This is a genomic window from Planomonospora algeriensis, from assembly GCF_977012225.1.
Genome location: NZ_CDRNDK010000019.1, coordinates 1 through 17,705, shown reverse-complemented (window position 1 = coordinate 17,705; position 17,705 = coordinate 1). Strand labels below are relative to the sequence as shown.

Genomic DNA, 17,705 nt, shown 5'->3' with positions numbered 1-17,705 from the left:
GACCTCGACGCGGGTCACGACGGCGCCGGGGTAGTTGGCGTCGACGTTCTGCGGGGCGACCGGGTCCTGGGAGTAGCAGTCGTTCAGGTCGACCAGGGTGCACTGGTCGAACTGCGCCTTGCTGATCTCCTGGCCTTCGACCTTCTTCTCGCCGGAGAACTTGTCGTAGTCGGCCGCCGAGACGGGCTTCCAGGAAGCGCCACCGACCTGGACACCGTTGTAGACGGTGACGAACGCGTAGTCGCGGTCGCGGTCCTCGAAGGCGGCGAAGTCGTAGTGCGTGTACGCCGTCTTACCGACGTAGATGCCCCACGGGGTCTTGCCCTGGTAGTAACCCGGCACGAAGATCCAGCGGTCGGCGACGGAGGAGTTCTTGCCGTCGTCGTAGACGCAGTGACCGGCGGTGGCGACCAGGTTGCGGTACTTGGCCTGGATCGAGGTGGCCGAGCACCAGCGCGGCTTGTCGTCCTCGTCGAGGAAGAACACCTTGCCGATGGTCTTCGGCAGGTTGATGTTCTTGACGACGGAGGCGGACTTCTTCTCCTCGCCGATCGGCACGACGGCGCCGGGCTTGCCGTCGGGGGTGTAGCCGCCGGCCACCTTCATGGTCGGGGTGGCCTTGACGTCCCAGGAGTAAGGCGTGGCGTTCTTCAGGGCCTCGCCGTTGCGGGCGGTCCAGAAGTTGGCGACCAGCTGAGCGTCGGGAGCGCTCTTGGCCATGGTGTCGCTGGCCCAGTCCGGAGCGGCCTGAGCGGTGCCGGCCAGGCCGGCGGCGAGCAGACCGGTGGCCAGAACGGCGCCACCGGCGGGGAGGAGGATGCGCTTCAAGGGAAACTCCTTGGTCTGTCGTGGAACGCATCTTGCGTCCCATGCGTCAGTAAAGGGATAGCCAGGAACATACAGGCCCGATCTTGAAAAGCGGAAGCCGCTTCGGAACCGACGAAGGCGCGCACATCCGCCGATACCGTTCCGTTACCTGAGGGCTCCCCAATGAGTCTTGGGGGAGAATCCGCTGTCTTCGCAGCTACGGTGAGGGTTGGGGCGGATGTGCCCGATGTGGCGTAATCGATCACACACCGTTGGTGACCGGCTGGATGTGACTCAGATCACATCGAAAAGATGGCACCGATTCGGGACCTGCCACGTCTAACGGAACTCGAAAGGGGCCCGGCGGATCGCCGAGGCCCCTTCGTTGTGTCCGGAACGTCCGGATCCGCTGCGGATCAACTCGCGCGCCGGCTTCCCGCGTACCGGTAGACGACGTAGGTCGACAGGCTGAAGTACGGCGATGAGATCAGGTCGTAGCGCTTGTCGACGTCGGTGTCCCAGGCGAAGCTGTTGACGCCGTTGAGGTAGCCGAGCGCGCTCCTGGTGTCGTAGCCGATCAGCCAGGGGCCGCCGCTGGCGCCGGCGGTGAACCCGCACTTCAGTGCGACGCCGTACTCCACCAGCCGGGCGGGGGCCGCCTGCCTGCGGGTCAGCCCGTCGCACGACTTCAGCTCCTGGCCGTTGAAGGGCTTGGTGCCGTCGAGGTACGGGGCGGCGGGGTAGCCGAAGGCGAAGGTGTACCTGCCGGGTCCGCGCTTGAAGACCAGGCCCTGCCCGCCGACGTTGTCCTCCAGGCTGCCGACGGTCTCCATCTCGTAGGAACCCGCGCTCTTGCCCGGCTTCCACCGGAAACCGTCGTGCACGGTGACGAAGGCGTAGTCGTAGTCGTAGTCGCCCTTGCCGACGAAGCTCTCGTGCAGGTTCAAGGAGTGGCCCACATAGATCCCGTACGGGGTCTCGCCCCTGTCGTAACCCGGGATGAAGATCCAGTACTCGGCGGGCCGCCCCATCTTCGCGTCGTAGGCGCAGTGCGCGGCCGTCGCGACCAGGTTCCGGTTGGCGGAGGCCACCGAGGAGGCGGAGCACCAGTAGTCCTTGCCGCCGATCCGGAAGAAGACCTTCCCGACCGTGACGGGGACGGCGCCGGTGGCCGCTCCACGCTTCCTGGGGGACGTGGGCTCGATGATCGGAGAGGCTCCCGCGGCGGTCGCGGTGGCCGTCGTCGCGGTGGTCTGCTCACCCGAGGCCGCCGCGGAGGCGGTGGTGGCCGTGCCGCTGGGGACGGGGGTGGCGGGAGCGGTGGGGGTGGCGGGGAGCGGCGTGGAGCCGCCGTCGCTCGGCTTGACCTCGGGGGTGGCGGGGGTGTTGTTCTGGGCCTGCTTGAGGCGCGCCGGGCTCCAGTAGGCCGCGATCCGCTTCATGTCGGCGCCGCCGCGGGTCAGCGTGATGGACGTGACCCCGTTCGGCACCCCGTCGTAAGGACTGGCCTCGGCCGGCCCGGCGAAGACGGACGCCACGGTCGCACAGGCGGCGACGAGGGCGCCGAGTGTGGCCGTGAGCCGCCGGACGCGGGGGGACATGAGGACGTTCCTTCCGGGGGTTGCGACTTCGCTGGGGATGTAAAGAGTGATTTTTCCAGATCAACTGGGTTTTGGGCAGCTTGGCGGGTCGGTCCGGTCTGACATCGTCACCCGCCGAGTGTGCCCTCCAAGGCGTAAGAGCCCCGTGAAGGCGGGGAAGGGCCAGGCGGTCACCGGGCCCTTCCCCTCCGCGACCGCGCGGCTAGCCGGGGAGCTTCCCGGTCCAGCGGTTGGCAGCGGACTTGTAGATGCCGTAGGTCTCACCGTTGAAGTAAGGGGTGGTGACCCGGTCGTAGCGGTCGTTGCCGTCGCTGTCGATCGTGAGGCTCACGACGCCGTTGACGTACCCGGTCCGCTTGCTGTTCTTGTACTGCAGCAGGAAGGGGCTGCCGCTGGCACCCGGAGTGAAGGCGCACTTGATGGCCTGGTGCTCCTGGGCGTTGTACTTCGGCACGTCCGGGGCGTTGCCGGTCTTGCCGTAGCACCACTTCATGGTGTGACCGCTGTACGGCTTGTGGCCGTCCAGGTGGGCGTAGGCCGGGTAGCCGAAGGTGAAGACCTTCTTGCCCAGCTTCTGGTTCCAGCTGAAGCCCTGGCCGCCGACGTTGTCGCCGAGGCGGCCGGCGTCGGCCATGACGATCACGAAGTAGCGGGTGTGGAAGTACAGCTCCTTCACCGTGGTCTTGACCCACTTCTTCACGAAGTACTGGGACTTGAACCAGGCGATCTCGGTGCCGTTGACGTCCTTGGTGGCCTCGAGCTTGCCGAGGAAGCCACCGTCCGCCTTCTGCTTGAGGAGCTTGTCGTACTCCTCCTTGCTGATCGGCGTCCTGACGGTCTTGCGCTCGAACTTGTTCCCGTTCTCCAGGCCCTTGGGCGCCTTGGCGTAGACGCTCTCGACCACCTCGACGGCCGTCAGCTTGACCCCGTTGCGGCCGGTGGCGACGTACTCCTCGATGTGCTTGGCGGCGTCGGCCGGCTTGGCGACGTTCTCGACGGTCGGGTCGAGCGCCTTCTTCCAGTACGGGCCGAGCTCGCCGTACTTCTCGTAGCCCTTGGCGAACTCCTCCTTGGAGATCGCCCGGTCCTCGGTGTACTTGAAGCCCTTGGTGGCCGTGTAGGTGGACTTGCCGACCTCCTTCACGCCCGTCTGCTTGATGCCGTTGTAGACGTTGACGAACGCGTAGTCGTAGTCGTAGTCCTCGTAGACGTCGAAGTCGTGGTGCATGTTGACCCTGGCGCCGACGTAGATCCCCCAGGGGGCCTTGCCCTGGTAGTAGCCGGGGATGAACACGAAGTTGCTGAAGGGCTTGTTCGTGTCGGTGTCGTAGACGCAGTGGCCGGCGGTGGCGACCAGGTTGCGGAACTTCGACTGGATCGAGGTGCCGGAGCACCAGCGCTCCTGGCCCTTGTCGTCGAGGAAGAAGACCTTGCCGACGGTGATCGGCAGGTTGACGTTCCTGGACCTGCCCGCGGACTTGCCGCCCTCGCCGGTCGGGGCGACGATGCCGGGCCTGCCGTCGGCGGAGGCCTTGGTGCCGCCCACCCGCAGCCTGCCGGTGGCGGTGGACTCGGCGAGGTAGGTCTTGGCCTCCTTCAGCTTCGAAGAGGTCCAGTAGCCCGCGATGGCCTGCGCGTTGGCTGAGGGGGCGAGCGTCGCCGACTTCAGGTCGGGCTCGGCGGTGGCGGTGCCGGCGAAGGCGCCGGCCAGGGAGGTGGCCACGAGAGCACCTCCCAGAGGGAGGGCGAGGTGCTTGACTCGGGGGTTCACGGTAGCTCCTTCTTTGTCATGAGCGCTCGGGTGGCTCACGCGTACGTAAAGAGACAAGAGGAGACCGTACTCAGCAAAGATGGTGTAAAGGAGCAGTAATCCGGCATCGGTATGGACCGTTACGTCTTCGTTACCGGATCCGTGGAACCGAAAGATCCTGACCGACGTCAGATCCCCTCCCGATCGGAAACCGCCGGTCGTGCCCGCCGTACAACCGTCCTGAGCTGCGAAGAAGCCGACCGGGTCGCCGTTCGGGCGTGGCGCCCTCGGGTAGCGGACGGAGCCTTCCATATCTCGGGTTTCACGGACCGCCGGTCAATCCATCAACCGGTGTGCAGCGGATCCCCGTCAAGTACCCACCGCCGGAGGGGCCTGCCGCAGTGCATGCGACCACAACACGTCGAGGTCACGTCCAGCGAAGTGGTGTATGAGCCGACCTTCGCGTGATCCTGTTTCTGCAGGTTAAGCGGTAAGTGTCTGCGGCAGCGGATTCTGCCCCGGTGTGTCGCCGCAGATCAGCCGCAGCCGGACCTTGGCCAGCACGTCCAGCCCCATGTAGCGGCGGGCCTCGGTCCACTCATCGGTCTGCTCGGCCAGCACCGCACCCACCAGGCGCACGACCGCGTCCCGGTCGGGGAAGATGCCGACCACGTCGGTGCGGCGGCGGATCTCCTTGTTCAACCGCTCCTGCGGGTTGTTCGACCAGACCTGCCGCCAGACCTCGCGCGGGAAGACGGCGAAGGCCAGCAGCTCCTCGCGGGCCGCGTCCAGGTGCGTCGCCGCGGCCGGGTACTTGCCCTCCAGCGCCTCGACGACCCAGGCGTGCTGGGAGCGCACGGCCTCGGCGGCCGGCTGGTCGAAGATGGTGCGCACCAGGGTCGCCACCCACGGCTGCGCCGACTTCGGGACCGTCGTCAGCAAATTCCGCAGGTAGTGGAACCGTAAGAAATCAACATGTCGGCGTGTCGTGGGATCTCGCTGGTCTCAGGCTCTCCAGGAGCTCGGTGGTACTGGAGTACCGGACCGTGGAACGAGTGATGACGTAGCCGTCCTGTTCCAGCAGCGGACGGACCCACATTCGGGCGTTGCCGATGGTGCGCCGACTCACCTCGAACAGTTCGGCCACCACGTCCCAGCTGCAGACCTTGCGCAGGCCGAGGACGACCGCAAGAACGCGCTCGGCATCGGTGATCTTTTCGTAGAAGACCCCTCCGCGAGCCGTCGGCTGTCGGTCTCCGCCGCGCTGACGATGCTTACGCCGTTCGGCCCGGGCGGCCTGCTGCCGCGACAACCGCTTGATCAACTGCATCAGCGCAGATCGGCTCATGCCGGTCAGCGTCGGGTCACCGAGGACGGCCAGCCGGTCTGGCCCCGGAGCGGTAGATCGAGGTCCGCGGCCCGCACATGGATGTTGACCATGTGACCCCCGATCACCCGGTAGTCGCCGATTGCGGCGAATGCCTCCGCGGCGTCGGACAGCGCGCGGAACGAGGAGTCCTCGGCGCGGGAGCCGCTCCTGATGGATATCCGGGTCATCTTTCCTCCCGAGTGGTGAGCCAGGAACGCCGTAGCGTCTCCGCGGCCTCGGCGGAGTCGGAGGCTTCCGAGGCCAGCAGGTCCCAGAGCAGCTGGGTCAGCGGAGCCAGTGGCCATGGGGGGTGCTCCGTGAGCATCGGCGCAAGGTTCTCGCTCGCGGGCATGAAGACCGACCGGTCGTCGGGGACCGTGAGGGTCAGAGTCGCCTGGTCGGGTTCGGCCGGGACCATCCCCCACGGCTCGAGGTCGGGACTGCGATCGCCGTACACGACCGCATGAGTCGGCATGCGCCAGGGCGCGAGGACGTCGGCGGCGGCATCACCGGACACCCTTGCCGCTCCCTCTCCGATGGCCGTCACAGCAGAAGCAACCTGCTCGGAGAGAGTGTCGAGCCCGTACCAGTGGGTGCTGATCCCGCCGGGCCCCGGTAATCGGCCAGCCACTGGTCCAGCGCACCCTCCGGGTCGGTGAGGGCCCATCCGGTGGTCGTCCGGCGGCACAGGCCGTTCTCGCTCAGGACCGAGAGGATCTGCGAGACCCGCGCCTGGGTCGTCTCCGCGATCCGTGCTATCTCGACCTGCTTCATCGGCCCGGAGCTCTCCAGTAGGACCCGTCTCACGGAGGTGGTCGCCCCGGACCTTCTGCGTGATCGCTGAGGGGCCTCGGGCGGAGCGTTCTCCTCGGCCGGTACGGTCACCACCTGTGTGCCGAGCCTGACCTGCGCCCGGCCGTCATCGGTGACCCAGGACCATCCGCGGTCGTGGAGAAGGCGTGCCACGACGGGGGAGACCGAGGGGATCCACAGGATGGCCTCCGGATCAGGCGAGGACGCGACCTCGGACGGCCGCGGCGCTCGGCCACGCCGGACCAGGCGGAACCCGTGAAGGGACTCATCGCCCCGGATGACGAGCCTCCCGGGATGGGAGATCTCAGCCTGCCATCCCGCTCTCCGTAGTGCTTCCAGCCATGACACAGAGCGAATATAAGCTTTGGCAGCTAAAGGCGTCAAAGCTTATATTCACTGGTGAAGGCAGCAGAGAAGACGGCGCCCGGGTGGTCCGGGCGCCGTCTCCTGGGTGGGGGCTACTTGGTCCAGCGGTTGGCTGCGGCCTTGTAGACCTGGTGGGTCTCGCCGTTGAAGTACGGCGAGGAGATGCGGTCGTAGCGGTCGTTCTTGTCGGTGTCCCAGGCGACGCTGTTGACGCCGTTGAGGTAGCCGGTGCGGGTGGAGCTCTTGTACTTCAGCAGGAGCGGGCCGCCGCTGGCGCCCGCGGTGAAGGCGCACTTGAAGCCGACGTGCTCCTGGATGTTGTACTTCGGCGCGGCGGGCATGGCGCCGGTCGTGCCGTAGCACCACTTCATCGTGCGCCCGGTGAACGGCTTGCCGCTGTCGGACATGGGGATTCTTAACGGACGTCGTCCGAACAGAAGATCATCTGTTCTCGGAGTTGTACAATTCCGAGTATGAGCGAGATGCCGATCAGTGAGGCTCGCGAGCACCTTGGTGAGGTGGTCGGGCGGGCGCGTTACGCCAAGGAAGAGACTGTCCTGACCCACTACGGGCAGCCGGTCGCCGTGGTGATCTCCATCGAGAAGTATCAGAAGTTGACCAGGGGACATGAGGAGATTCCGGAGTACGAACTGCCGTCGGAGATCCAGGCGCAGATCGACGAGGGCCGTCGCCACCCGGAGCGCCGCAGTCCTCGGCCGCGTCGGGCGGGACGGGGTGATCCAGCCTGATGGCCGTCATCGAGTTCGACCCCCAAGCTCGTGACGCGTACGCCCTGCTGGAGAAGGCGGCAGGATCCGGGCGGCTTCTCGATGCGATCGATGACGCACTCGATCTCCTGGAGGCTGACCCTGGTGATGGGCGCGTACGTCGCAGATCCTTCCGGGACGGGCTATGGGGCGTTCCTGTCCGTGATCGTTCCGAGGACTGGCTCATCATCTGGGAGCAGGACCCTGATGACGCGGATGTCGTGATCGTCCGCTATCTCGGAGCCGACCCCTTCGCGTGACCTGCGGAAGCGCTGGAATGTGAACGAGGGGCCCGGTCCGGGCGGAGCGGGCCCTCGGGGTTCGGCGGCCGGTCGAATGGCCGGGCGGCCGGCCGTCGTGCGTCGTCTACCGGGTGACGGCGCCCGGGTGGTCCGGGCGCCGTCTCCTGAGCGGGGGCTACTTGGTCCAGCGGTTGGCTGCGGCCTTGTAGACCTGGTGGGTCTCGCCGTTGAAGTACGGCGAGGAGATGCGGTCGTAGCGGTCGTTCTTGTCGGTGTCCCAGGCGACGCTGTTGACGCCGTTGAGGTAGCCGGTGCGGGTGGAGCTCTTGTACTTCAGCAGGAGCGGGCCGCCGCTGGCGCCCGCGGTGAAGGCGCACTTGAAGCCGACGTGCTCCTGGATGTTGTACTTCGGCGCGGCGGGCATGGCGCCGGTCGTGCCGTAGCACCACTTCATCGTGCGCCCGGTGAACGGCTTGTCGCCGTCGGGGTGCGGCCCGGCCGGGTAGCCGAAGGAGAAGACCTTGTTCTTCACCTTCTGGTTCCAGGCGAAGCCCTGCCCGCCGACGTTGTCACCGAGCCGGCCGACGTTCTTGACGATCGGCTGCCACTTGCCGTCCTTGTCCTTCTCCCAGTTCACCTTGAACCCGGAGTGGACGTTGACGAAGGCGTAGTCGTAGTCGTAGTCCTCCTTCACCACGAAGTCGTCGTGCGCGTTGAACCACTTGGCCGCGTAGATGCCGTACGGGTTCTTCCCGTCCCAGGCCTGGTTGCCGTCCCAGTAGGACGGGATGAAGATCCAGTTGTCATAGAACTGGTTGGTCTTCACGTCGTAGACGCAGTGCGCCGAGGTGGCGACCACGTTGCGGTACTTGCCCTGGACGGAGGTGCCGGAGCAGTACTTCCAGCTCTTCGGGTCCAGCGGGTTGGCCTTGGGCAGGGTGAAGAAGACCCGGCCGACCGTGTTGGGCAGGTTGACCTGCTTGCTCCTGGTGGTCGGGCCGCCTCCCGGGCCGCTCGGCGGGACGGCTCCGGCCTTGCCGGTGGGCCCGGCCGCCGAGGAGGCCTTGCCGCCCCGGACGCTGAGGTCGACGTCGCCGGTGGCGTCGGTGGCCCTGCGCATGCGCTCCGGCGACCAGAAGGAGGTCGCCTCGGCGGGCGTCTCCGACGCGGTGGAGGTCACCACGTCGGAGGGGGCGCCCGTCGTGGCGGCGGCAGTGGTGCCGGTGGTGGTGCCGGTGGTGGTGCTCGCGGCGCTCGCGCCGGCGGAGGTGGCGCCCATCGCTCCGGCGACCAGTAGGAGGCCGGTGAGGGGGACGGTGAGGCGCCGTGCTCGGGGATTCAATGGAGCTCCTTTCGTCTTCGGCGGCGGGCGGGACTTCCCGCCGCCAGGAAAACGCTGGGAACGCTACTGAGTGGATCTCGAGTTCGGCCATGAATTGACGGGAAAAAGTCTGGGACGGTTCCCTCCGATGCGATTCCGTTATTGAAATGCCTATTCGCTATGGTTTAACGAATGGGCATCACTGCAGGTGAAAGTCGCTTTGGGAGGCTTCAAAAGGGGTCTTCCGCATCACTGAAGCAATCGATTCACGTGCATTTCTCCAGCAACTCCGCGCACTCGGCGCTATCCAAACCGAACGTCGTTCTGGTTTGATGTCCGTATGAGCGTGGATCCACGGACCCCCTGCCTCGTCGGCGTCGCCCAGCACACCGTCCGGGAGCGGCCGGGGCCGGAGCCGCTGGACCTGTGGGAGCTGGTCGTCCGCGAGGCCGCCGCCGACGCCGGAGCGCCCGGTCTGCTGGAGCGGCTCGACTCGGTCCAGGTCGTCTACACCGAGTCCTGGCAGTACGACGATCCCGCCGCCCGGCTCGCCGAGCGCCTCAAGGCCGCACCCCGCCACCGCGCCTACTCCACGGTGAGCGGTACGGCCCCGCAGACGCTCCTCGGCACGGCCGCCGCCGCGATCGCCGCAGGGGAGATGGACGCGGCCCTGGTCGCCGGCGGTGAGGTGCTGGCGACGAAGAAGGCCCTGCGCCGGGCGGGGGAGCGTCCCGCGTGGAGCCACCGCGCCCACCCCAGGCCGCCCTACGGCTGGGAGCGCCCGCCGCACCCGGCCGAGCTGGCCCACGAGCTCTTCCTGCCCGTGCACACCTACGCGATCATGGAGACCGCGCGCCGGGCCGCCGCCGGGGAGTCCATCGGTGACGAGCGGGAGGCGCGGGGCCGGATGATGGCCCCGATGACCCGCGTCGCCGTGGCCAACCCGCACGCCTGGCACCGGCGGGCCTGGACGCCGGAGGAGCTCGTCACCCCGGGCCCGGACAACCGCGTCGTCGGCTGGCCGTACACCAAGCGGACCGTCGCGTTCATGGACGTCGACCAGGCCGCCGCCGTGATCATGGTGAGCTCGGGGCTCGCCGACCGGCTCGGGATCGATCGTGACCGCCGCGTCCACCTGCGGGGATGGGCGTACGCCGAGGACACCTGGGAGGTCGCGGCCCGGCCGGTCCCGGGCGGGTCCCCGGCGATGGCGGCCGCGGCCCGGCACGCCTTCGCCCGCGCGGGCACGGACCTGGACGGGATCGGCGCGCTCGACCTCTACAGCTGCTTCGCGGTCGCCCTCCGTACGGCCTGCGCCGCGGCGGGCCTGGACCCGCTGGACGGGCGGGGGCTGACGGTCACCGGCGGCCTGCCGTACGCCGGGGCGCCGGTCAGCGTCTACGTGCTGCACTCCACCGCGGCGATGGCCGAGCGGCTGCGGGCGGGGGCGGGTACGGCGGGACCGGGGCACGGCCTGGTCACCGGGGTCGGGATGCACCTGACCAAGCACACCTGGGCCGTCTGGTCCACCGAGCCGGGCGACGCCTTCCGGGAGGGGCGGGGCGACGGGCTCGCGGCGCTGCGCGGGGCGGGTGCGCCGGTGCACGTCGCCGAACCCGTGCCGATCGCCGACGTCTTCGAGGGGACCGGGACCGTCACGGGCTACACCGTCGCGCACGGCAGGGACGGCGCGGCCGAGCGCGGGATCCTGGTCGCGGACCTGCCGGACGGTTCCCGCGCGCACGCCCTGGTCCGCGACCCCGCGCTGGTGGCCGAGGCCGAGGCCGTCGAACTCGTCGGTCGGGAGGTCCGCCTGACCCCCGACGGGCCGGTGAACGTCGCCACCTGGTGAGGGGGCTGGAGGTCTTCCGCCGTGGAGCCGTCCGGCCGGGGGCGAGAGGCCGGGTGGTGAGAGGCCGGGCGGTGAGAAGCCGGGCGGGAGTGCGGGGTGGGGGCGTGGCCGGGCGGGGCCGGGAGCGTAGGGTGCGGCCATGTTCGCCGTAACCGCAACCCAGACCGATCCCGACAACCCCCTCGCCGGGCTGACGCTCGGCGAGCACCCCGAACCGAAGGTCCCCGACGGCTGGACCACCGTCACCGTGAAGGCCGCCGCCCTCAACCACCACGACCTGTGGACCCTCAAGGGCGTGGGCATCCGGCAGGAGCGGCTGCCCATCGTGCTCGGCTGCGACGCCGCCGGGATCGACGAGGACGGCAACGAGGTCATCGTGCACTCGGTGATCGGCTCCGGCGCCGACGAGACGCTGGACCCGAAGCGGTCGCTGCTCTCGGAGGTGCACGACGGGACCTTCGCCGAGCGGGTGGCCGTGCCCCGGCGGAACCTGGTGCCCAAGCCCGCCGCGCTCGGCTTCGAGGAGGCGGCCTGCCTGCCCACCGCGTGGCTGACCGCCTACCGGATGCTGTTCGACCGGGCGGGGCTGGAGCCCGGCTCGACCGTGCTGGTCCAGGGGGCGGGCGGCGGCGTGGCCACCGCGCTGATCGCGCTGGGCCGGGCCGGCGGCTACCGGGTCTGGGCCACCAGCCGGTCGGAGGCCAAGCGGGCCCGCGCCCTGGAACTCGGCGCCGACCAGGTCTTCGAGCCCGGCGCCCGGCTGCCCGAACGGGTGGACGCGGTCATGGAGACCGTGGGCCAGGCGACCTGGGACCACTCCCTCAAGTCACTGCGTCCCGGCGGCCGGGTGGTGGTCTCCGGCGCGACCAGCGGCGCGGTGCCCCCGGCGGACCTGAACCGGGTCTTCTTCCTGCAGCTGTCGGTGATCGGCTCGACCATGGGCAGCCGGGACCAGCTCGCCCGGCTGGCCCGCTTCCTGGAGCAGACCGGCACCCGCCCGCTGATCGACCGGGTGCTCCCGCTGGCCGAGGCCCGCGAGGGCTTCGCGGCCCTGCACGGTGAAGAGGTCTTCGGGAAGGTCGTCTTCACTCCCTGAGCGCGCCGACGGAACCGGGCACACGGGGCTCACGGTGTGCGCGGAGCACGCCGGGTGCGCCAGATGCACAGGGCATGCCGGATGCGCCCGGTGCGCCGAGGACGGCGGCCCCGCCCGGAGGAGGGGCGGGGCGGCCCGCATCAGGAGGATCACCGCAGGGCGTCCCGGATCCGGCGGGCCGCGTCGTAGAGCGCGTCCTGCGCCGCGGCCAGCGTCTCCTCGGTGACCTGCCGGCCCGCGGCGTCCCCGCGGACCTCCTCGGCGAACTCGGCGAGCATCTGCCCGAGCCGGTCGTCGCCGGCGGAGGAACCGGGCCCGGTGAAACCGGTGGCCCAGACGCGCTTCCACTCCCGCTGCCAGCGCTCGGTCTCGTGCTTCCACTCGTGCTTGTGCCGCTGCCACTCGGCCTTCTGCTCCCGCCAGGCCTCGCGCTGCTCCCGCTTGGCGCGCCGGAACTCGTCCTTGGCCGAGCGCTCCTCCTGCTTGGCGCTCTGCCGCACGTCGCGGGCCATCTGGGTGAGCTCCTCGCGCAGCGACCGGACCGTGTCGCGCACGTCCTCCTTGACCTCGCGGGCGATGTCCCGGACGGAGTCGGAGATCTCCTGCTCCAGCTCGGCCAGCTCGTCCATCCTGGCCTCCAGCTCGGCGCGGCCCGCCTCGGTGAGGGTGAAGACCTTCTTGCCGGCCACGACCTCGTGGGTGACCAGGCCCTCCTCCTCCAGCCGGGCCAGGCGCGGGTAGATCGTGCCGGGCGAGGGGGAGTAGACGCCGAGGAAGCGGTCCTGGAGCAGCCGGATCACCTCGTAGCCGTGGCGCGGGCTCTCCTGGAGCAGCTTGAGCAGGTAGAGGCGGAGCCGCCCGTGGCCGAAGACGGGGCTCATGACGCCCTCCCGCCCGGGACCGTACCGGAGGCGTGGCCGGTGTCGAACGAGCCGTTCACGAAGGGTCTCCCTTCAGGAGAGTGACGTCGCCGGAGACGGTGGTGGCCGACAGCGAGGCCATGCCCCCGCCGATCCGGCCGGTGAGCGCCTTCCTGCCGGGCTGGTCCACCCGGTCGAGCCCGGGGAAGGCGGTGCCGATCCGGCCGTTGGTGGAGCGGATCGCCACGTCGGTCTCCACGGTGTGCGGGAGCCGTACCACGACCTCGCCGGAGACGCTGTTCAGCGTGACGTGGCCGGTCGGCGGGAGCTCCAGGTCGGCGGTGACCCGGCCGGAGACGGTGCCGGCCTTCAGCCGGCGCGGCCTGCCCTGGGCGACGGTCAGGTCGCCCGAGACGCTCTTGAAGGACAGGTCGCCGACCAGGCCGCGGCTCTCCACCGGCCCGGAGACGGTGTCGGCGTGGATCTCTCCGCTCACCCCGTCCAGCACGATCTCGCCGGAGACGCTCTTGACCGCCGTACGGCCTTCGAAACCGGCCACGACGGCCGAGGCGGAGACCACCCCGGCGCTGACCGGGCAGTCCTTCGGCACGGTGAGGGTCAGCACGCTCTCCCGGCGGCCGGGGCGCAGCCAGCTGAGCAGCCCGTCCCAGCTGAGGTCCTTGTAGGTGACGGTGAGTGTGCCGTCGTCGTCGTGCGTCACTATCAGCGGGATGTCTCCGACGGAGGTGACCTCCAGTGCGGGCGGGCCCTCGCTGGCCAGCACCGCCAGCCTGCCCGCCACGATCCACACGTTCAGCCCGCTCACCGCGTCGAACGTGATCTGCTCGGGTTTCCCGATCGTCCATTCACGCATGTCTGCGACCTCCTTGTGCAAGACACGATATGTCGCGTCGGCCGAGGGGTCAAGATATATCGTGTTTTATCCACTGAAGGGCTTCCCGCTCCGGCCCTGCGGGCCCGTGTCGGTCCGAACCGGTCCTGCGGGTCCGAACCGGTCCCGCAGGGCTGAGCCGGTCTTGCAGGGCTGAGCCGGTCTTGCAGGTCCGAATCGGTGTTGCAGGTCCGAGCCGCGCCGGGCCGTTCCCGTCCCTACTCGTCCTCGTCGTCGTCCAGCCGGGCCAGCCAGGTGGCCAGCCGGTCCACCGGGATCTCGAACTCGGGGTTGAGGTCCACGAACTCGCGCAGCCGCTCGGCCAGCCAGCCGATGCCGACCTCCTCCTCGCCGCGGCGGGTGACGAGCTCCTCGATGCCCCGGTCGGTGAAGTACATGTTCTCCTCCTGATAGCGGAAGGTCCCCCACAGCCGTGCTGTGGGGGACCTCCCGGGTGGATCCGAAATCCGGGCGCCGGGACCGCCGTCGCGGCCCGGCTCCCGGATCAGGCGTAGACCTCCGACAGCATCTGGCGCAGCTCCACCTCGTGCGTGGAGTGCGACCCGGTGGCCGGGGACGAGTTGGCCTTGCGGGAGACCCGCTTGATCGGCCGGCCGCCGAAGACGTGGGGGTTCTCGGCGAGCTTGAGCGCCAGGAACGGCCACGGCCCCATGTTGGCCGGCTCGTCCTGCGCCCAGATCAGCTCGACGTCCCCGTAGCGGTCCAGCTCCGTCGCCAGCGGGTTCGCCGGGAACGGGTAGAGCCGCTCCAGGCGGACGATCGCCACGTCGGTACGGCCCTGCGCCTCGCGGGCCGCGGCCAGGTCGTAGTAGATCTTGCCGGAGCAGAGCACGACCTTGCGCACGCCCGCCGGGTCCACCGTGGTGTCGCCGATGACCGGCTTGAACGAGCCCGAGGTGAAGTCGGCGACCGGCGAGACCGCCGCCTTGTGCCGCAGCAGCGACTTGGGCGTGAAGACCACCAGCGGCCGGTGCCGGTTCGCCTTCGTCTGCCAGCGCAGCAGGTGGAAGTAGTTTGCCGGCAGGGTCGGCTGGGCCACGGTCATGTTGTCCTGGGCGCACATCTGCAGGAAGCGCTCGATGCGGGCCGAGGAGTGGTCGGGGCCCTGGCCCTCGTAGCCGTGCGGCAGCAGCAGGGTCACGCCGGAGCGCTGGCCCCACTTCTGCTCGCCCGCGGTGATGTACTCGTCGATGACGGACTGGGCGCCGTTGACGAAGTCGCCGAACTGCGCCTCCCAGCAGACCAGGGCCTCGGGGCGCTCCACGCTGTAGCCGTACTCGAAGCCGAGCGCGGCGTACTCGCTGAGCAGCGAGTCGTAGACGTAGAACTTCGTGGTGCCCTGGTTGAACGTCTTGAGCGGGGTGTGCTCCTCGCCGGTGACGCGGTCCACGAGCACCGCGTGCCGCTGCACGAAGGTGCCGCGCCGGGAGTCCTGGCCCACCAGGCGGACCGGGTGGCCGTCGATCAGCAGCGAGCCGAAGGCCAGGGTCTCGCCCATGCCCCAGTCGATGCGGTCCTCGGCGACCATCTGGCCGCGGCGCTGGATGACCGGGAGCAGGCGCGGGTGGACGGTGAAGCCCTCCGGCAGGTTGAGCTGGGTGTCGACGATCCGCTTGATGGTCTCGTCGGAGACGCCCGTCGGGGTGTCCTCGTGCGACCAGGGGATGGCCTCCAGGTCCGCCGGGCGGGCGAACTCGCCCGTCTGCTCCCTGGTCGCCTCGCGGGTCTCGGCGAAGGCGTTCTCCAGCTTGGCCTGGTAGTCGCGGAGCGCGCTCTCGGCCTCCTCCACCGTGATGTCGCCCCGGCCGATCAGCGCCTCGGTGTAGAGCTTGCGGGTGGAGCGCTTGGCGTCGATCAGGTCGTACATCAGCGGCTGGGTGAAGCTGGGGTTGTCGGCCTCGTTGTGGCCCCGGCGCCGGTAGCAGATGAGGTCGATCACGACGTCCTTGCGGAACGCCTTGCGGTACTCGAAGGCCAGGCGGCCGACCCGGACCACGGCCTCGGGGTCGTCCCCGTTGACGTGGAAGATCGGGGCCTGGATCATCCGGGCGACGTCGGTGGCGTACACGCTGGAGCGGGAGCTGGCCGGGCTGGTGGTGAAGCCGACCTGGTTGTTGACCACGATGTGCACGGTGCCGCCGGTGCGGTAGCCGCGCAGCTGCGACAGGTTCAGCGTCTCGGCCACCACGCCCTGGCCGGCGAAGGCGGCGTCGCCGTGGATGAGCACGGGCAGGACGCTGAAGCCCTCCTCGCCGCGCTCCAGCAGGTCCTGCTTGGCGCGGACCACGCCCTCCAGGACCGGGTCGACCGTCTCCAGGTGGGAGGGGTTGGCCACGACCGAGGTCTTGAGCTTGGAGCCGTCGGGCGAGACGAAGTCACCGGTGGCGCCCAGGTGGTACTTCACGTCACCGGAGCCGTGCGAGGTGCGCGGGTCGAGGTTGCCCTCGAACTCGCCGAAGATCTGCCCGTAGGACTTGCCGACGATGTTGGCCAGCACGTTGAGCCGGCCGCGGTGGGCCATGCCGATGACGGCCTCGTCCAGGCTGTCCTGGGCGGCGGCGCAGAGCACCGAGTCGACCAGCGGGATCAGCGACTCGCCGCCCTCCAGCGAGAAGCGCTTCTGGCCGACGAACTTCGTCTGCAGGAACGTCTCGAACGCCTCGGCGGTGTTGAGCCGCTCCAGGACGCGCAGCTGCTCCTCGCGCGCGGGCTTGTCGTACGGCCGCTCCACCCGCGCCTGGATCCAGGCCCGCTCCTCGGGGTTCTGGATGTGCATGTACTCCACGCCGATGGTGCGGCAGTAGGAGTCGCGCAGCACGCCGAGGATGTCGCGGAGCTTCATCAGCGGCTTGCCGCCGAAGCCGCCGGTGGCGAACTCGCGCTCCAGGTCCCACAGGGTCAGCCCGTGCGACTTGATGTCGAGGTCGGGGTGCTTGCGCTGCTTGTACTCCAGCGGGTCGGTGTCGGCCATGAGGTGGCCGCGGACCCGGTAGGCGTGGATCAGCTCCAGCACGCGCGCGGACTTGGCCACGTCGTCGTCGTGCGTGGTCGAGATGTCCCGGACCCAGCGGACCGGCTCGTAGGGGATCCGGAGGGCCTCGAAGATCTCGTCGTAGAAGGAGTTCCCCTCGCCCAGGAGCAGGCGGTGGATCTGGCGCAGGAAGTCGCCCGACTGGGCGCCCTGGATGATCCGGTGGTCGTAGGTGCTGGTGAGCGTCATGATCTTGCTCACCGCCAGGCGGGAGAGCGTGTCGGGGGAGGCACCCTGGTACTCGGCGGGGTACTCCATCGCGCCGACGCCGATGATCGTGCCCTGGCCGGGCATCAGGCGCGGCACCGAGTGCACGGTGCCGATGGTGCCCGGGTTGGTCAGCGAGATCGTCGTGCCGGCGAAGTCGTCGACGCCGAGCTTGCCGCTCCGGGCCTTGCGCACGATGTCCTCGTACGCCGTCCAGAACTGGCGGAAGTCCATCTGCTCGCAGGCCTTGATCGACGGCACCAGGAGCTGGCGGGTGTCGCCCTTCTGGATGTCGATGGCCAGGCCCAGGTTGACGTGCTCGGGCTTGACCAGCACCGGCTTGCCGTCGACCTCGGTGTAGGAGTGGTTCATCTCCGGCAGGGCCGCGAGGGCCTTGACGACGGCGAACCCGATGAGGTGCGTGAACGACACCTTGCCGCCGCGACCGCGGGACAGGTGGTTGTTGATCACGATGCGGTTGTCGATGAGCAGCTTCGCCGGGACGGCGCGTACGCTGGTGGCCGTCGGGACGACGAGGCTGGCCTCCATGTTCAGCGCGGTCCTGGCGGCCGCGCCACGGAGTCGGACTTCCTCGGCACCGGCGGGCAACTGCGTCTCCTGCTTGGGCTTGTCCGCCGGGGCTGCCTGGGCCTTCGGCGCTGTGGGGGTGGTCGTCGCGGCGGCGGGGTGGCCGGGGCCGTGGCGGGGGT

General features: G+C 69.3%; 16 protein-coding genes and 2 pseudogenes. 4 read left to right on the top strand and 14 right to left on the bottom strand.

The window, feature by feature from the left end; translation table 11 throughout:
- From ACWJ6R_RS04040 to ACWJ6R_RS04000, 9 genes and pseudogenes are all read right to left on the bottom strand, one after another.
- On the bottom strand, positions 1–828 hold an 828-nt coding region (locus tag ACWJ6R_RS04040; RefSeq protein WP_449060886.1), incomplete at its 3' end, for a trypsin-like serine peptidase.
- A 395-nt stretch (positions 829–1,223) separates the two neighbouring features.
- Positions 1,224–2,408, bottom strand: coding sequence for a trypsin-like serine peptidase (locus ACWJ6R_RS04035; RefSeq protein ID WP_449060885.1), 1,185 nt, complete (start codon positions 2,406–2,408; stop codon positions 1,224–1,226).
- Between the two features lie 202 nt (positions 2,409–2,610).
- Positions 2,611–4,179 carry a hypothetical protein gene (locus ACWJ6R_RS04030; RefSeq protein ID WP_449060884.1) on the bottom strand — a complete coding sequence of 523 codons (1,569 nt, stop codon included), beginning with the start codon at positions 4,177–4,179 and terminating at the stop codon, positions 2,611–2,613.
- A gap of 462 nt (positions 4,180–4,641) precedes the next feature.
- Positions 4,642–5,121 (bottom strand): annotated as a pseudogene (locus tag ACWJ6R_RS04025) (transposase); the annotation flags it as partial.
- A 7-nt stretch (positions 5,122–5,128) separates the two neighbouring features.
- Positions 5,129–5,548: pseudogene (locus ACWJ6R_RS04020) on the bottom strand (ISAzo13 family transposase); the annotation flags it as partial.
- A complete protein-coding gene (locus ACWJ6R_RS04015) occupies positions 5,512–5,715 on the bottom strand; it encodes a hypothetical protein (RefSeq protein WP_449060883.1) in 204 nt (67 codons plus the stop codon). The pseudogene ACWJ6R_RS04020 and the gene ACWJ6R_RS04015, both read right to left, overlap by 37 nt.
- A complete protein-coding gene (locus ACWJ6R_RS04010) occupies positions 5,712–6,044 on the bottom strand; it encodes a hypothetical protein (RefSeq protein ID WP_449060882.1) in 333 nt (110 codons plus the stop codon). Before ACWJ6R_RS04010 ends, ACWJ6R_RS04015 begins: the two co-directional genes overlap by 4 nt.
- A 26-nt stretch (positions 6,045–6,070) precedes the next feature.
- The gene (locus ACWJ6R_RS04005; RefSeq protein WP_449060881.1) at positions 6,071–6,334 is read right to left on the bottom strand and encodes a DUF7343 domain-containing protein; all 264 of its coding nucleotides are present in this window, start codon (positions 6,332–6,334) and stop codon (positions 6,071–6,073) included.
- A gap of 464 nt (positions 6,335–6,798) precedes the next feature.
- Entirely contained in the window at positions 6,799–7,113 is a 315-nt protein-coding gene (locus ACWJ6R_RS04000; RefSeq protein ID WP_449060880.1) for a hypothetical protein, read from the bottom strand.
- A 66-nt stretch (positions 7,114–7,179) separates the two neighbouring features.
- On the opposite strand from ACWJ6R_RS04000, the gene ACWJ6R_RS03995 reads away from it, so the two are divergent.
- The gene (locus ACWJ6R_RS03995) at positions 7,180–7,455 is read left to right on the top strand and encodes a type II toxin-antitoxin system Phd/YefM family antitoxin (RefSeq protein WP_449060879.1); all 276 of its coding nucleotides are present in this window, start codon (positions 7,180–7,182) and stop codon (positions 7,453–7,455) included.
- On the top strand, positions 7,455–7,733 hold the full coding sequence (locus ACWJ6R_RS03990) for a type II toxin-antitoxin system RelE/ParE family toxin (RefSeq protein ID WP_449060878.1): 279 nt from the start codon (positions 7,455–7,457) through the stop codon (positions 7,731–7,733). The genes ACWJ6R_RS03995 and ACWJ6R_RS03990 overlap by 1 nt, the downstream gene beginning before the upstream one ends.
- Before the next feature lie 157 nt (positions 7,734–7,890).
- Here the strand turns inward: ACWJ6R_RS03990 and ACWJ6R_RS03985 are convergent, their stop codons facing one another.
- Positions 7,891–9,057, bottom strand: coding sequence for a trypsin-like serine peptidase (locus ACWJ6R_RS03985; RefSeq protein ID WP_449060877.1), 1,167 nt, complete (start codon positions 9,055–9,057; stop codon positions 7,891–7,893).
- 319 nt (positions 9,058–9,376) lie between these two features.
- Between ACWJ6R_RS03985 and ACWJ6R_RS03980 the strand changes: the two genes are divergently transcribed.
- Both ACWJ6R_RS03980 and ACWJ6R_RS03975 read left to right on the top strand, forming a co-directional pair.
- Positions 9,377–10,888 (top strand): acetyl-CoA acetyltransferase, encoded by a 1,512-nt coding sequence (locus tag ACWJ6R_RS03980; RefSeq protein WP_449060876.1) that lies wholly within the window; start codon positions 9,377–9,379, stop codon positions 10,886–10,888.
- Between the two features lie 139 nt (positions 10,889–11,027).
- Positions 11,028–11,984 carry a zinc-binding dehydrogenase gene (locus ACWJ6R_RS03975; protein WP_449060875.1) on the top strand — a complete coding sequence of 319 codons (957 nt, stop codon included), beginning with the start codon at positions 11,028–11,030 and terminating at the stop codon, positions 11,982–11,984.
- Positions 11,985–12,133: 149 nt separating this feature from the next.
- On the opposite strand, the gene ACWJ6R_RS03970 is transcribed toward ACWJ6R_RS03975, so the two are convergent.
- From ACWJ6R_RS03970 to ACWJ6R_RS03955, 4 genes are all read right to left on the bottom strand, one after another.
- A complete protein-coding gene (locus tag ACWJ6R_RS03970; protein WP_449060874.1) occupies positions 12,134–12,865 on the bottom strand; it encodes a helix-turn-helix transcriptional regulator in 732 nt (243 codons plus the stop codon).
- Positions 12,866–12,920: 55 nt separating this feature from the next.
- Complete coding sequence (locus ACWJ6R_RS03965) at positions 12,921–13,718, bottom strand: DUF4097 family beta strand repeat-containing protein (RefSeq protein WP_449060873.1); 798 nt, start codon at positions 13,716–13,718, stop codon at positions 12,921–12,923.
- Positions 13,719–13,954: 236 nt separating this feature from the next.
- Positions 13,955–14,134, bottom strand: coding sequence for a DUF6104 family protein (locus tag ACWJ6R_RS03960; RefSeq protein WP_068897733.1), 180 nt, complete (start codon positions 14,132–14,134; stop codon positions 13,955–13,957).
- 107 nt (positions 14,135–14,241) lie between these two features.
- The coding region (locus ACWJ6R_RS03955; RefSeq protein ID WP_449060872.1) for a multifunctional oxoglutarate decarboxylase/oxoglutarate dehydrogenase thiamine pyrophosphate-binding subunit/dihydrolipoyllysine-residue succinyltransferase subunit at positions 14,242–17,705 on the bottom strand (3,464 nt) is incomplete at its 5' end.